This is a genomic window from Thioalkalivibrio sp. AKL8 (assembly GCF_000380525.1).
Taxonomy (GTDB): domain Bacteria; phylum Pseudomonadota; class Gammaproteobacteria; order Ectothiorhodospirales; family Ectothiorhodospiraceae; genus Thioalkalivibrio; species Thioalkalivibrio versutus.
The window spans coordinates 35,070-48,151 of record NZ_AQYF01000014.1; the positions used below are offsets into that span (position 1 = coordinate 35,070).

The following is a 13,082-nucleotide window of genomic DNA, read 5'->3' on the forward strand; positions in this document are numbered from 1 at the left end:
GGCCATTGCAAGCGCAGCGGCCCAATCTGCAGGGGGCGCTGACAGCGGAGTCATTCGGGGCGGGCCCGGAATGACAGGCCCGGGAGCGTACCTTACAATTCACGGATTACCCGGCCGCTAACGGCCGAACTCGGAGATCAGTCAGTGACCACGAGCAGCCGACCGCGTATCAGCGGCACCCAGTTCATCAACGCCGACCAGGCGCCGCGCGCGCGCCTGAGCCTGAGTGCCTCGCACCGCGATCAACACCATCCGGTAACCGGGACCGGCGGTGACCCCCGGTTCGGCGCGATCGATACCCCGGCCAACGAGAGCTGCGTGGTCTGTGCGCCGGCGACCCGCCGACTGGCCGAGGAACTGTTCGAGGGCTGGAATGCCGCCCTCCAGACAGGTGACGCGCGCAAGGTCGCCGCGCGCTACGCCGAGGACGCTGTGCTGCTCCCGACCGTCTCCAACGTCCCGCGCACCACGCACGCCGAGATCCAGGACTACTTCGAGCACTTCCTGGAGAAGAAGCCCTTTGGGACGATCAACACCCGCAACGTGAAGCTTGGCTGCAACAAGCTCACCGATGCCGGCACCTACACCTTTCGCGTGACGGATGGCGGTGAGACCAAGGATGTCCCCGCGCGCTACACCTTCGTCTACGAGAATCGCGACGGGGGATGGAAGATCGTCCATCACCACTCCTCGATGATGCCGACCGCCTGAAGAGGGTGTCTCCCCAGTCCGGAGGCCTTTCGGGCCTCGGGCACCGCTTAACGTGAGTTGACTGTTCTCAACGCTCCCGGCTTCGCTCCAGCGCCCGCGCGAGCTTGATGCCGCTCGAAATCAGGCCGACGTGGCTGAACGCCTGCGGGAAGTTGCCGAGGAAAGCGCCGCTAGCGGGGTCGATCTGTTCCGGGAGCAGACCCAGCGCATTGGTGCGGTCGCACAGGGAGTCGTATAGCGCCTGGGCCTCCTCCAGTCGACCCTGCCCGACCAGATTGTCGACCAGCCAGAAGCTGCACAGCACAAACGCACCCTCGTGCCCGGGCAGTCCGTCCGGGGATTCCTCCGGCAGATAGCGGTAGAGCAGGCCGTTGCCGGCACCCAGGCGCCGGACGACGGCCTCGGTAGTGGCCACCATCTTCGGGTGATCCGCGGGGATGACGCCGCGTCCGGGTAGTGCCAGCAGACTCGCGTCGATGCCGCCGCCGCCCAGATGTTCGGTCAGGCTCTGGAGTTCGGGGTCCCAGGCCTGTTCCAGGATCGCCTCGTGGATCTGCCGCGCCTCGGAACGCCAGAGCGCACTGTCGCCTTGCACGCCGTTGCTCTCGGCCAGCGCGGCCCCGCGCTCCAGCGCGACCGCGCACAGGGCGGCGGAGTAGGTAAACGGTCGTCCGGCTGTGCGGACCTCCCAGATCCCGTGGTCGGGGTTTTTCCATTCGGTCTTGGCGGACTGGACCAGGCGCCGCAGGCGCTGCCACAGGTGATCGTCCAGCGTGCCGCCCCAGCGTACCCAGCGCCAGGCGCAATCGAGGATCTCCCCGAACACGTCATGCTGGCGCTGTTCGACCGCGCCGTTCCCCCAGCGAACGGGTCCCGAACCACGGTAGCCCTCCAGTTCGGGATCGCTGCGCTCCGGTTGCGGGAGGTGGCCGTCCACGTCGTACAGCACCCGGGGCCAGCCCGCGCGATCGACGGCGTCCAGGGCCCAGCCGATAAACCCGGCGGCCTCGTGGGTCATGCCGATGTCGCTCATCGCATACACCGAGAACGCCGCATCGCGGATCCACGCGTAGCGGTAATCCCAGTTGCGCGGGCCGCCGATCGCCTCCGGCAGGGAGGATGTCGGTGCCGCGATCATGGCCCCGGTCGCGGTGTAGTCCATCTGCTTGAGGGTGACAGCCGAGCGGCGGACGAGGTCCTCGCGAGGCCCTTCATAGCTGAAGTGCGTCATCCAGCGTCGCCAGACCAGCAGGGTGGCCTCGAGCAGGTCCTGCGGGGTGCGGGGCTGGAACCGATGCGTATGCGGCCCCCACCCGAGGAGCACGTGATGCTGCTCCCCGGCCTCCAGTTCATGCAGGCTGTCCGCGTCCTCCAGCGGCAGGGACGAGCTCAGGGCCAGTTCCAGGTCGGGCTGGCGGTGCAACGCCAGGCCCAGCCCGGCCCCGTGCGGATACAAATCCGCCCCGCCCCGGGGAGTAACGCGGACCCGCAGGTGTACCCGGCCCTCCAGCACCTCGATCCGGCGAAGCAGCTCATTCCGTCCGGCGGGTGCGTCCTCCGAGAGGTCTGCCCCTGCGCGCAGGGGCAGACAGTCGGTCACCCGGACGCGCCCCTCTGGTCCGGTCATCTCGGTAATCAGGACGGCGGTATCCGGAATATAGCGCTGGTGCGAGGTGACCAGGGGTTCCGGGGCCACGGTGAAGGCGCCGCCGCGCTGGTGATCCAGCAGCGCGCAGAACAAGGGTTCGGAGTCAAAGCGGGGGACGCACATCCAGGGGATGGTCCCGTCGCGACCGACCAGGGCGGCAGTCGTGCAGTTCCCGATCAGGCCGTGCTCCTCGATCGGCAGGTAGCCGTCAATGCGGTGTACGGGGCGGTCGGATACGGTCACTGGATCACTCCTTTGACATGGACGGTTGGCCGGGCAGGCAGGAGGGGGCAGGTGCGTCCAGGATCACGACGGACTCGCCGGGCAGCTCCAGGGTGTCCGGACCCACCACGATACCTGTATCGGACTGGAGCAGGAGGTGACCGGCCGCGGCGCCCGGGCACGCCAGCCGTTGCGGGGCAGGGTGCAGGTTGCACACCACCCGCAGTCCCGACCGGTGCACGATCAACCAGCGTGCCGCCTCGTCGAAATGCGCCTCGATCGCCTCCAGACGGTCGTCGCCGAACGCCGAGTGGGCATGCCTCAGGGCGATCAGGGCCCGGTACCACTGCAAGATGTCGGCATGCGGCTCGCGTCCGAGCTCGTCCCAGTCCAGGCGGGATTGTTCGAAGGTCTCGATGGATTGCGGGTCCGGGACGTTGCCGGGATCGGTGCCCCGGCGGAAGGCCGCGAACTCGCGCTGGCGGCCTTCGGTCACCGCGCGCCCCAGGTCGGTGTCCGTGTGATCGGTGAAATACAAAAACGGCGTCGCGGCCGCCCATTCCTCCCCCTGGAACAGCATGGGCACGAAGGGACTGGTCATCACCAGGGCTGCGCCAATCTTCAGTAGTCCCGGCGAGACGCCTTCACTGATTCGGTCCCCCAGGGCCCGATTGCCAATCTGGTCGTGGTTTTGCAGGCAGCCGATGAAACGCCGTCCGGGCAGGTCGGAGGCCGGTCGCCCGTGGGTACGCCGGCGGTAGTGGGAGTAGCGCCCGTCATAGACGAGGCCGCGCGTCAGCGCCCGGGCGACATCCGCGAGGCGTCCGAAGTCCGCGTAGTACCCGTCGGATTCCCCGGTCAGCAGGGCATGCAGTGCGTGATGGAAGTCCTCGTTCCACTGCGCGTCCAGCCCGTAGCCGCCGGCCTCGACCGGCCGTGCCACGCGCGGGTCGTTGCGGTCGTTCTCCGCGATCACCACCAGGTGCCGCCCGCGCGCGCGCCCGAGGCGTTGCACCTCGGTGGCGAGCTGCTCGATGAAATGGGTGGCCGAGGTATCGACAATCGCGTGTACCGCGTCGATGCGCAGGCCGTCGATGTGGTAGTCGCGCAGCCACATCAGGGCGTTGTCGACGAAGAAGCGGCGCACGGGGTCACTGTCCGGGCCGTCGAGGTTCATCGCGTCGCCCCAGGGGGTTTGGTAGTGGTCGGTGAAATAGGGGCCGAACTGCGCCAGGTAGTTGCCGTCCGGCCCGAGGTGGTTGTAGACCACGTCCAGCAGCACCGCGATGCCGCGGCGGTGGCAGGCATCCACCAGCCTTTTCAGGCCATCGGGGCCCCCGTAGGCGTGGTGCGGTGCGTACAGGTCGACCCCGTCGTAGCCCCAGCCGCGCTCGCCGGGGAATGCCGCCACCGGCATCAGCTCCAGGTGGGTGATGCCGAGGTCGACCAGGTGATCGAGGTGGTCGATTACGCCGTCGAAGCTGCCTTCCGGGGTAAAAGTGCCGACGTGGATCTCCTGGATCACCGCCGCGGCCAGCGGCGGCGCCTGCCAGCCGGCGTCGTTCCAGACGAAGCGGGAATGCTCCAGCCAGCACGACGGGCCGTGCACGCCCTGTGGCTGCCAGGCGGAGCGCGGGTCGGGGAACGGGCCGTTGCCGTCGACGCGGAAGGCATAGTCGCTGCCGTGCACCACCCGCGAGGTCTGCAGCGACCACCAGCCGTCCGCGCGGCAGTCCATTGGCATGCGGCTGCCACCGCACTCCAGTTCGACCTGATGCGCCTCGGGGGCCCACACGCTAACGGTGGTCATGACGTGGCCTCCTCGCGTTCGAGCAGGGCCACCGGAAACGCATCGAGGATCTCCGCGACCGGGTAGTCGCCGCCTTGCAACGCCGCGCCGGACAGGCGGTTGTGCCAAGTGCCGGGTGGAACCGCAAGCCGGGTGCCGCCCCAGTCGCCCGCCAGCCCGAGTGTCAGGCGCGGCACCAGCACCAGCGCCCCTTCGCCGCGCAGGTAGGCGACCGCGTGCCCGGCGCGTTCGCCGCTGGCGCGCAGCGGGGTACAGGCCGCGTCCGGGCGGAACCACTCCGGGTGGCGGCGGCGCAGGGCCAGGGCCTGGTGCACCACCCACTGCTTGGGCAGGCCCTCGTCGCCGCGGGCGTTGATCTGTGCCGGCGAGAGGTGCGCGAGTTCCTCCAGCAGGCGGGTCCGCGTGTCGAAGTCCACCGGGCGGCGATTGTCCGGGTCGACCAGGCTCAGGTCCCACAGCTCGCTGCCCTGGTAGATGTCCGGGATGCCCGGTGCGGTGAGCTTGATCAGGGTCTGCGCCAGACTGTTGGTGCGGCCGGGGCCGACCAGTGGCTGCAGGAACGACTCCAGCGATTCGCGAAACCCCGGGTCGTCCAGGGTGCCGGCCACGAAATCGCGCAGGGCCTGCTCGTAGTCCTCCTGCGGATGGGTCCAGCTGGTGTGCTGCTTGGCCTCGCGTGCGGCCTTTTCCATGTAGGCCGTCATGCGCTCGGCGTCGATCGGCCAGGCACCGACCAGCGTCTGGTAGTACAGGTACTCGGTGGCCGGGTCCGGCCACCCACCACTGCGGTGGCGGGCGTTGTGACGCATCCAGCGACGCACGCTCCTGGCCCAGGCCTCCGGCATCTCGGAGAGCAGCAGAAGGCGAGCGCGTACGTCCTCGCTGCGCTTGGTGTCATGGGTCGAGGTGGCCAGCATCGCCTCGGGGTGCAGCGCCCGGGCCCGGGCGCTGGCCTCGTGGAATTCGTCCACCGACAACCCGAAGCTTCCCGGGTCGCCGCCGACCTCGTTGAGTGCCGTCAGGCGGTGGAAGCGGTACAGCGCGGTATCCTCCACGCCCTTGGCCATCGCCGGGCCTGTCAGCTGCTGGAAGCGCAGGGCGAGCTCGGTCTCGCGCTCGCCGGGGATGCGTAGCAGGAGCAGGTTGCGCAGGAACTGCAGCAGCTCGCTGTCCAGCTCCGGGCGGCGCTCGGCGGCCTGCTGGATCGCGGTCTCCACGCAGCCGACGTCGGCCGCCGTCACGCCGCCTTCGCGTGGGGTGACATAGGTGCGGTAGACCGGGAAGCAGGCCGCCGCCTCCAGCAGGGCGAGGTACAGCTCGTGACGGGTGTAGTCGCGGTGGCGGCGGTGGCGTTCGCAGATATCCACGAACAGCGAGCTCAGGCGATTGAGTTCGCTGCCGAGCAGGTCCTTGAGTATCTGTCGCTTGGATTCGTAGATCAGTCCCGGGTAGTCGGCCTCCTCGCCGGTGAGCTCCGCGAACAGCCGTGTCAGCGGGGTCTCGCCGGCCGGGTCCGCGAACAGCCCCTGCACGCGGTTGAGGAAGTCGTAGCCGGTGGTGCCGGCGATTGGCCAGTCGTCCGGCAGCTGCTCGCCGGGCTCGAGGATCTTCTCGGCGACGATCCAGGTGTCCGGACAGGCGCGGTGCAACTGGCTGAAGTACTGCCGGGGGTCGCGCAGTCCGTCCGGGTGGTCGACCCGCAGGCCGTGCACCGAGCCTTCCGCCACCCAGCGGACCGGCAACGCATGCAGGGCCTGGAAGACCTCCTCCTTCTCCTGCCGCAGCCCGGCCAGGTCGTTGATGTCGAAAAACCTCCGGTAGCCAAGGTCGCGGCCGGCGGTGCGCCACCAGGCCAGCCGGTAGTTCTGCTTCTCGATCAGCGCATCCAGGGCATCGGGGTCGGCGTTGATCCGCTCGACCTCGGTCGCGATCGCCTCGGCGGCCGCCGGGTTCTGGCGGGTCGTGTCGTCCAGAAGCTGGCGGATCACGTCCTGGTCGCGGTGGCGCCGTTGCACCGAATGGTGTGCGATCAGATGCGGCTGTGGCAGGCGTGCACAGGATTCCGCGAGAAAGCCCAGCAGTTCGATACCCGTGGCGCGACAGGCGCGGGCGAGCAGCTCGTTGAGCGAGGAGGGGTCTAGCGGGAAGCGGTGCTCGTAATAGGCGAGGTCGAACAGCCCGGCGCCATATTGCAGGCGGATCTCGCCGGCCTCGAGGACACGGCCGTAATGATCGCCCAGCACCGGGAGCAGGACCTTGTTTGGCCAGCGCTCCTCCGAGGACTCCCAGTCGACGTCGAAGTACGTCGCAAACGGGCTGGACGGGCCGTTCTCCAGCACATCCCACCACCACGGGTTCTGGTCCCCGGCCACCGCCATGTGATTGGGCACGATGTCCAGTACCAGGCCCATCCCGGCCGCCGCCAGCGCCGCGCACAGGCGCTGGCGTGCTGGCTCGCCGCCAAGCTCTTCGTTGACGCGCGAGGGGTCGACCACGTCATAGCCGTGGGTGCTGCCGCGCACCGCCTGCAGGATCGGCGAAAGATAGACATGCGAAACCCCCAGCCGCGCGAGATAGGGAACAATCGCGGCAGCGTCGTCCAGCGTGAACCCCGGGTGCAGCTGCAGGCGACAAGTCGCGATTCGCTCGGGTTGGGCCTGTCGCCTCTCGCGGCCGTCCGCAGACCCCGCGCTTCCTGTACTGCTGATGGATCCCTGCATCGCCCTCCGTCCCGAAGGCAGACCGGCCGGGCAATCCGACCGCTAACCCGAATATGGACCACATCCCGAACGAAGGGAATCCGCATCGCCGGCCAACGCCCAGAAACTGGGGCACGGCCGTCGGGATGGACCGCATGGCAGGAGGCAGGAGCTTCGCGGGGTGATGGGGTAAGCTTCCGGCATACCCCCACCCATGCGAAGGAGCTCCCGTATGCGTCGAGCGCTGGTCCTGCCCGCCTGTCTGGTCTCGTTGTTTTCCGTTGCGCTGGTTTCCGGGAATGCCCACGCGGCCGGGGCCGCGATACTGGTCCTGGAGGGCGATGAGTACGTGCTGGAGATGGAGGTCTGTGATTTCTCGGGTGAGTCGGATGACCGCTACCAGACGCTGGTGGCGCGCGCGGATACGGATCGCGGCCCGCTGCGGGTATTTGCCTCGCGCAATGCGGTTGCGGGGATGCTGACGCACTCGGTGTCGCTGCAGTTTGGGGACTTTCGTGCGGGGGGCGAGGTGCTGGAGGCCAATCGGACCCGCATGGGCCAGCAGTGGATTAGTGCCGCCGGAGGGGCTGCCGAGCCGCTGCTCCAGATCGACGGAAGCGAACTGCAGGCCGACGGCCGATTCGTGGATATGGAGATGACGGGGGAGCCGGTGGACGGGCGCCTGACCGCAACCTGCGATCACCGATAGGGTTGGCGGGCCTATCGCTGCCGTTGCATTATTTTCGGTCTGTTGGGCGCGCACTCGCCTGACCACCTGACGTGTCGAGTTTCAGGAGGCGGCCGGAATGATCAAGGAGTCGGACTGGAAGCGGTTCAGCCGGTTGAAGGAAACCGCGCTGGATCGTTACTGCGAACGAGCCCTGGCCGATTGTCGGGCGACTATGGAACAGGACGACCGGTCGAATCACGAACGCTTTCTGGACCTGTACGAGCAAGTGCGCGAAGCGGACAAGCGGCTTGCGTTCATCTTCGATGGCCACGCCCGCTCGAAGGCGCTTGACCAGTTCACGTGCATGCGGCGCGAGGGGCTGATCGAGGATGCGGAGCTGGAAGCGTTTACCACGGAATTCGAGGAGAAGACCCGGCCGCAGGGCCCGTAGTCTCCAGCCGGGCCGGGCGCCCGATGAAACGGGCATTGCCCGTGAACGGATCGTGGCGTGCCGGGGCGCGGAAAGGCGAAGGCCCGGCGGGTGCCGGGCGTTCGGGGTGGATCAGGAGGCGAGTCGCTTGTACTTGACCCGGTGCGGCTGGTCGGCCGCGGCGCCCAGGCGCTTGTGGCGGTCCTCCTCGTACTCCTGGTAGTTGCCGTCGAAGAACACCACGTTGCCGTCTTCCTCGAACGCGAGGATATGCGTGGCGATGCGGTCGAGGAACCAGCGATCATGCGAGATCACGATCACGGAGCCGGGGAAGTCCAGCAGCGCCTCTTCCAGCGCGCGCAGGGTCTCCACGTCCAGGTCGTTGGTCGGTTCGTCGAGCAGCAGGAAGTTGCCGCCGCTTTGCAGTAGCTTGGCCAGGTGCACGCGGTTGCGCTCCCCACCGGAGAGATCCTTCATGCGCTTTTGCTGGTCGGTGCCCTTGAAGTTGAAGCGGCCGACGTAGGCGCGTGACGGCATCTGGAAGTTGCCGACCTGGATGATGTCCTGGCCGTTGGAGATCTCCTCCCAGACCGTCTTCTCGTCCTGCAGGGCATCGCGGCTCTGGTCGACATACGCCAGCTGCACGGTTTCGCCCAGTTCGATGGTCCCTTCGTCCGGTTGTTCCTGGCCGGCGATCATGCGGAACAGGGTGGTCTTGCCCACGCCGTTCGGGCCGATCACGCCGATCAGCGCACCGCGCGGAACGGAGAGAGACAGGCCCTGGTAGAGCACGCGATCGCCGAAGTGCTTGGACAGGTTGTCCACCTCCAGCACCTTGTCGCCCAGACGCGGGCCCGGCGGGATGTAGATCTCCTTGGTCTCGGAGCGCTTCTGGTAGTCGGTGGAGGCGATCTCCTCGAAGCGCTTCAGGCGGGCCTTGCTCTTGGCACCACGGCCCTTCGGGTTGGAGCGCACCCACTCCAGTTCGGATTCCATCGCCTTCACGCGGGCCGCCTCGGACTTTTCTTCCTGCTTCAGGCGCTTTTCCTTCTGTTCCAGCCACTGCGAGTAGTTGCCCTGGAACGGGATGCCTTGGCCACGGTCCAGCTCGAGGATCCAGCCGGCCACATTGTCGAGGAAGTAGCGGTCATGGGTCACCGCAACCACGGTGCCCTGGAACTCCTGCAGGAAGCGCTCCAGCCAGGCCACGGATTCGGCGTCCAGGTGGTTGGTCGGCTCATCGAGGATCAGCATGTCCGGGTTGGACAGCAACAGCCGGCACAGCGCCACACGGCGGCGTTCCCCCCCGGAGAGGTTCTTCACGTCGGCATCCCACGGCGGCAGGCGCAGGGCGTCGGCAGCCACCTCCAGCTTTCGCTCCAGGTTGTGGCCGTCGGCGGCCTCGATCTTCGCCTCCAGCTCGCCCTGCTTCGCGGCCAGGGCGTCGAAGTCGGCCTCCGGCTCGGCATAGGCGGCATACACCTGATCCAGCTCGGCCAGGGCTTCCTTGACCGGGGCCACGGCCTCTTCCACGTTGCCGCGGACATCCTTGTTCTCGTCGAGCTGCGGCTCCTGCGACAGGTAGCCGATGTGGATGCCCGGCTGCGGGCGCGCCTCGCCGACAATGTCGGTATCCACGCCTGCCATGATGCGCAGCAGGGTAGATTTGCCCGCGCCGTTGTAGCCCAGCACGCCAATCTTGGCGCCCGGGAAGAAATTCAGGTTGATGTCCTTGAGGATGTACTTCTTCGGCGGGACGATCTTGCCCACGCCGTTCATGGTGAAGATGTACTGCGCCATGGTGCTCCTGCGACGAATTCGGTTTGGATGAGGGGGCTGGCCACTCGTGGCCCGCGCTGGGTCGGCACTTTACCATCCCAAGGGGGTCAGGGGCGTGTCTCGCGGACTGCCAGGGTTCCACCGCGGGCGGTCCCCGCAACTCCGCGATCCTTGTAGGTGTGTGTCGAATGAAGCGATCAAGGCGTTCAACGAGCGGGCGGGGGGACTGGCACGCCCTGGAAAGCTCGGGTCGTCCCATGAATCGAGGAGCGCAGCGGCCCTGCGACGGTGCCACATGCGACTGCGCCTCCTTTCTGCCACCCGGGACTGGACCCGGAGGCATCAAGCCGGGGCTCGAGGAATATCGGCGCGAAAGCCCCAATACTCGGAATGCTGGACGGCACAGGCTCAGCGCAAGCTGCTACCATTCATGCAATGAGAAGGTATCAAAGGGGGCGCGCGCACCAGGCCTTGCGCAGGGGCACGGTGCCCGCGCACAAGGCGCTGGATCAGCACCGGTTGATGCAGCGGCTGACCGGTAGCGAGCTTACCCGCGAGCAGTACGCGGAATCGCTTGCGGCCATGTGCCGACCGCATGCCCGACTGGAGCGGCGGGTTCATGCAAGCCGCCATCATGCGGAGTCGGGATTTGAGCTGTTACCACGTCTCGCGCGATTGGAAGCGGACCTGGTCGCGTTGGGCCAGCCCGTCCCTCCGGTCTCGCAGACGCCGCCGGACCTTTCGGATGGACGTGCGGCCTGGTGGGGCCGGGTTTATGTACTGGAGGGATCGCGTCAGGGCAGTGCGGTGATTGCCCGGTGCATTCGTTCCAACCTGGGCGATACGGTGCCTTGCCGTTTTTTCGGTGAGACCATCGTGCCCGACGACTTTGGTCGCTTGCTGGCGACGCTCGAGCGCGAGCTGGAAGTCGAGGACGCTCTCGCGCAGGCTGTAGCAGGCGCCCGAGAGGCGTTCGCCGACTACAAGGCCGAGCTGGATGCCTTCGACAGCAGGAAACGCGCTGTCGAAATGCGATAAATTCATTGCCCGCTGTCACTCCGCGAAGGAGATGAAGGATATGGACGAGCCGGAACTGGATGCCGCGCTCGAGGCTTGCGACCGTGAGCCGGTGCATATCCCGGGAGCGATTCAGCCGCATGGTGCGCTGGTTGCCATGGACGAGCAGCTCCAGGAGGTTCGCCAGGTCAGCGCCAACCTCGAAGCCATCCTCGGTGTGGCGCCGGCCGATGCCCTTGCCATGACACCCGAGCGGATGTTCACTCGCCGCTGGCTCGATCAGATCCGCATCCAGCTCGATTCACGGAACCGTTACGGTGCGCTGATCGTGTCGCTGCGTAGCCGTGGCCGGTCGCAGCGTTTTCGCCTGCTGTCGTATCGCAGTGGTGCGCGCGTGGTGGTCGAACTCGAACCGATTTCCGGCAATCCCGAACGCTGGCTGTTCGGCGCGATGGCCGACTGGCAGACCGAGCTGTCCGGACACACGACCCGTGACGGGCTGCTGCGCGCGCTTACCGCCCTGGTGCGCGAACTGGCCGGCTACGATCGGGTGATGATCTATCGGTTCGACGAGGACTGGAACGGCAGCGTCGTCGCCGAAAGCCTGGCCGACGGTGCCGACACCTACCTGGGTCACCACTTTCCGGCCAGCGACATTCCCGCCCAGGTGCGGCAGCTCTACAGCATCATGCGGGTGCGCGACATCCCGGATGCTTCGGCGGCAGCCGTGCCGCTCGTCCCGACAAGCGACCCGGTCGACGCTTCTCCCCTCGATCTTTCGTGCGGCATCCTGCGGGCGGTCGCACCGATCCATGTCACCTACCTGGCCAACATGGGCGTGGTCGCCTCGATGTCGATCGCCCTGCACCTCGATGGACGGTTGTGGGGGTTGCTGGCCTGCCATGCAGCGGCACGCAATATCCTGTCGCCGGCGTTGCGTGATGCCCTGCGCGCCATGGTGCAGACCACCTGTGTTCAGCTCGAATTGGTCCAGGCCCGCGAGGAGGCCGCGCTGATTCAACGGGCCAACGACAGTCGTGACGTCCTGGTCGATCAGCGTGGGGAGTTTCCCGAACCGGAAGAACTGCTGGCAAGCCACGGCAAGGAATGGTTGCGGATCTTCCGGGCCAGTGGCGCGGTTCTGGCCGCCGGTGATCAGAGCGCCGGCGTGGGCACGGTGCCGGATGCGGAATCGATCGACGGGATCGTCGCCTGGTTGAACAGGCATCACTCCGGCGATCTGGCCTGGTCATCGCGAGAACTCGGCCGGACCGAACTGGGAAGGTTCTGCGAACCCGCCCGGGCCTCGGGCTTGCTGGCGGTACCGCTGCCGATCCGGAACCCGCGTGACGCCTGGCTGCTGTTCTTTCGATCAGAGAAGGCCGAAACGCGCATCTGGGCGGGCAACCCCGAAAAGACACTCGACCGACAAAGTGGGCGAATTTCGCCGCGCGAGAGCTTCGCCTCCTGGAAGGAAATCGTGCGCGGACAGAGTGTCCCGTGGCAATCGGCGGAGCTGCGTGCGGCGACCGACCTGGCCAGCGATCTGGCCGTGCTGATCGCGGCCGGCGAAATCAGTCAGCTTAACCAGCGGCTCGAGCGCCTGGCCACCCGTGACCATCTCACCGGCCTGTGGAACCGCTACCGCATGGAGGAGGCGATCGACCAGGAGGTCGCCGTGGCCGAACGCTACGGGCGACCTTGCGCGCTGGTCATGTTCGATATCGACCATTTCAAGCGCTTCAACGATACCTGGGGTCACGATGCCGGTGACGAAGTGCTGGTCACGGTGGCGCGGACCGTCTCGACCTTCATGCGCGATGCCGATCTTGCGGGTCGCTGGGGCGGTGAAGAATTCCTCGTACTGGCTGCCAATACCGGTCTCGAGGGTGCAACCCGCCTGGCAGAACGGTTGCGCGCGGCGATCGCGGGCCTGGAGATCCGTGACTACGGCAGTGTGACCGCCAGTTTCGGCGTGGCGGTATACCGGGAGGGTGATCAGAGACGCGGAATCGTCAAGCGTGCTGATCTGGGTCTGTATGCCGCCAAGGAGGGCGGGCGCAACCGGGTAGAAGTCAGCGCGGGTTGAAGCCGCA

9 protein-coding genes are annotated in these 13,082 nt (G+C 67.1%); 5 read left to right on the top strand and 4 right to left on the bottom strand.

All coding sequences use genetic code 11. The features are described 5' to 3' along the window. The first annotated feature begins 144 nt into the window (after positions 1–144). Positions 145–711 carry an SgcJ/EcaC family oxidoreductase gene (locus G335_RS0113195; RefSeq protein ID WP_018177021.1) on the top strand — a complete coding sequence of 189 codons (567 nt, stop codon included), beginning with the start codon at positions 145–147 and terminating at the stop codon, positions 709–711. 67 nt (positions 712–778) lie between these two features. On the opposite strand, the gene G335_RS0113200 is transcribed toward G335_RS0113195, so the two are convergent. The 3 genes from G335_RS0113200 to treY are packed head-to-tail and all read right to left on the bottom strand — an operon-like array spanning position 779 to position 7,111. Beyond that, positions 779–2,602, bottom strand: a complete 1,824-nt coding sequence (locus tag G335_RS0113200) for a glycoside hydrolase family 15 protein (protein WP_018177022.1) — start codon at positions 2,600–2,602, stop codon at positions 779–781. 4 nt (positions 2,603–2,606) lie between these two features. After that, entirely contained in the window at positions 2,607–4,391 is a 1,785-nt protein-coding gene (gene treZ / locus G335_RS0113205) for a malto-oligosyltrehalose trehalohydrolase (protein ID WP_018177023.1), read from the bottom strand. Then, on the bottom strand, positions 4,388–7,111 hold the full coding sequence (treY, locus tag G335_RS0113210) for a malto-oligosyltrehalose synthase (protein ID WP_018177024.1): 2,724 nt from the start codon (positions 7,109–7,111) through the stop codon (positions 4,388–4,390). The genes treZ and treY overlap by 4 nt, the downstream gene beginning before the upstream one ends. 211 nt (positions 7,112–7,322) lie before the next feature. Between treY and G335_RS0113215 the strand changes: the two genes are divergently transcribed. Both G335_RS0113215 and G335_RS0113220 read left to right on the top strand, forming a co-directional pair. After that, the gene (locus G335_RS0113215; protein ID WP_018177025.1) at positions 7,323–7,799 is read left to right on the top strand and encodes a hypothetical protein; all 477 of its coding nucleotides are present in this window, start codon (positions 7,323–7,325) and stop codon (positions 7,797–7,799) included. Between the two features lie 97 nt (positions 7,800–7,896). Continuing rightward, positions 7,897–8,211, top strand: coding sequence for a hypothetical protein (locus tag G335_RS0113220; RefSeq protein ID WP_018177026.1), 315 nt, complete (start codon positions 7,897–7,899; stop codon positions 8,209–8,211). Between the two features lie 111 nt (positions 8,212–8,322). Here G335_RS0113220 and ettA read toward each other — a convergent pair whose 3' ends face one another. Next, positions 8,323–9,990, bottom strand: coding sequence for an energy-dependent translational throttle protein EttA (gene ettA, locus G335_RS0113225; protein WP_018168610.1), 1,668 nt, complete (start codon positions 9,988–9,990; stop codon positions 8,323–8,325). Between the two features lie 369 nt (positions 9,991–10,359). On the opposite strand from ettA, the gene G335_RS0113230 reads away from it, so the two are divergent. Further along, the gene (locus G335_RS0113230; RefSeq protein ID WP_018168611.1) at positions 10,360–11,007 is read left to right on the top strand and encodes a biliverdin-producing heme oxygenase; all 648 of its coding nucleotides are present in this window, start codon (positions 10,360–10,362) and stop codon (positions 11,005–11,007) included. A gap of 40 nt (positions 11,008–11,047) precedes the next feature. Next, entirely contained in the window at positions 11,048–13,075 is a 2,028-nt protein-coding gene (locus G335_RS0113235) for a sensor domain-containing diguanylate cyclase (protein ID WP_026304848.1), read from the top strand. Positions 13,076–13,082: the final 7 nt, after the last annotated feature.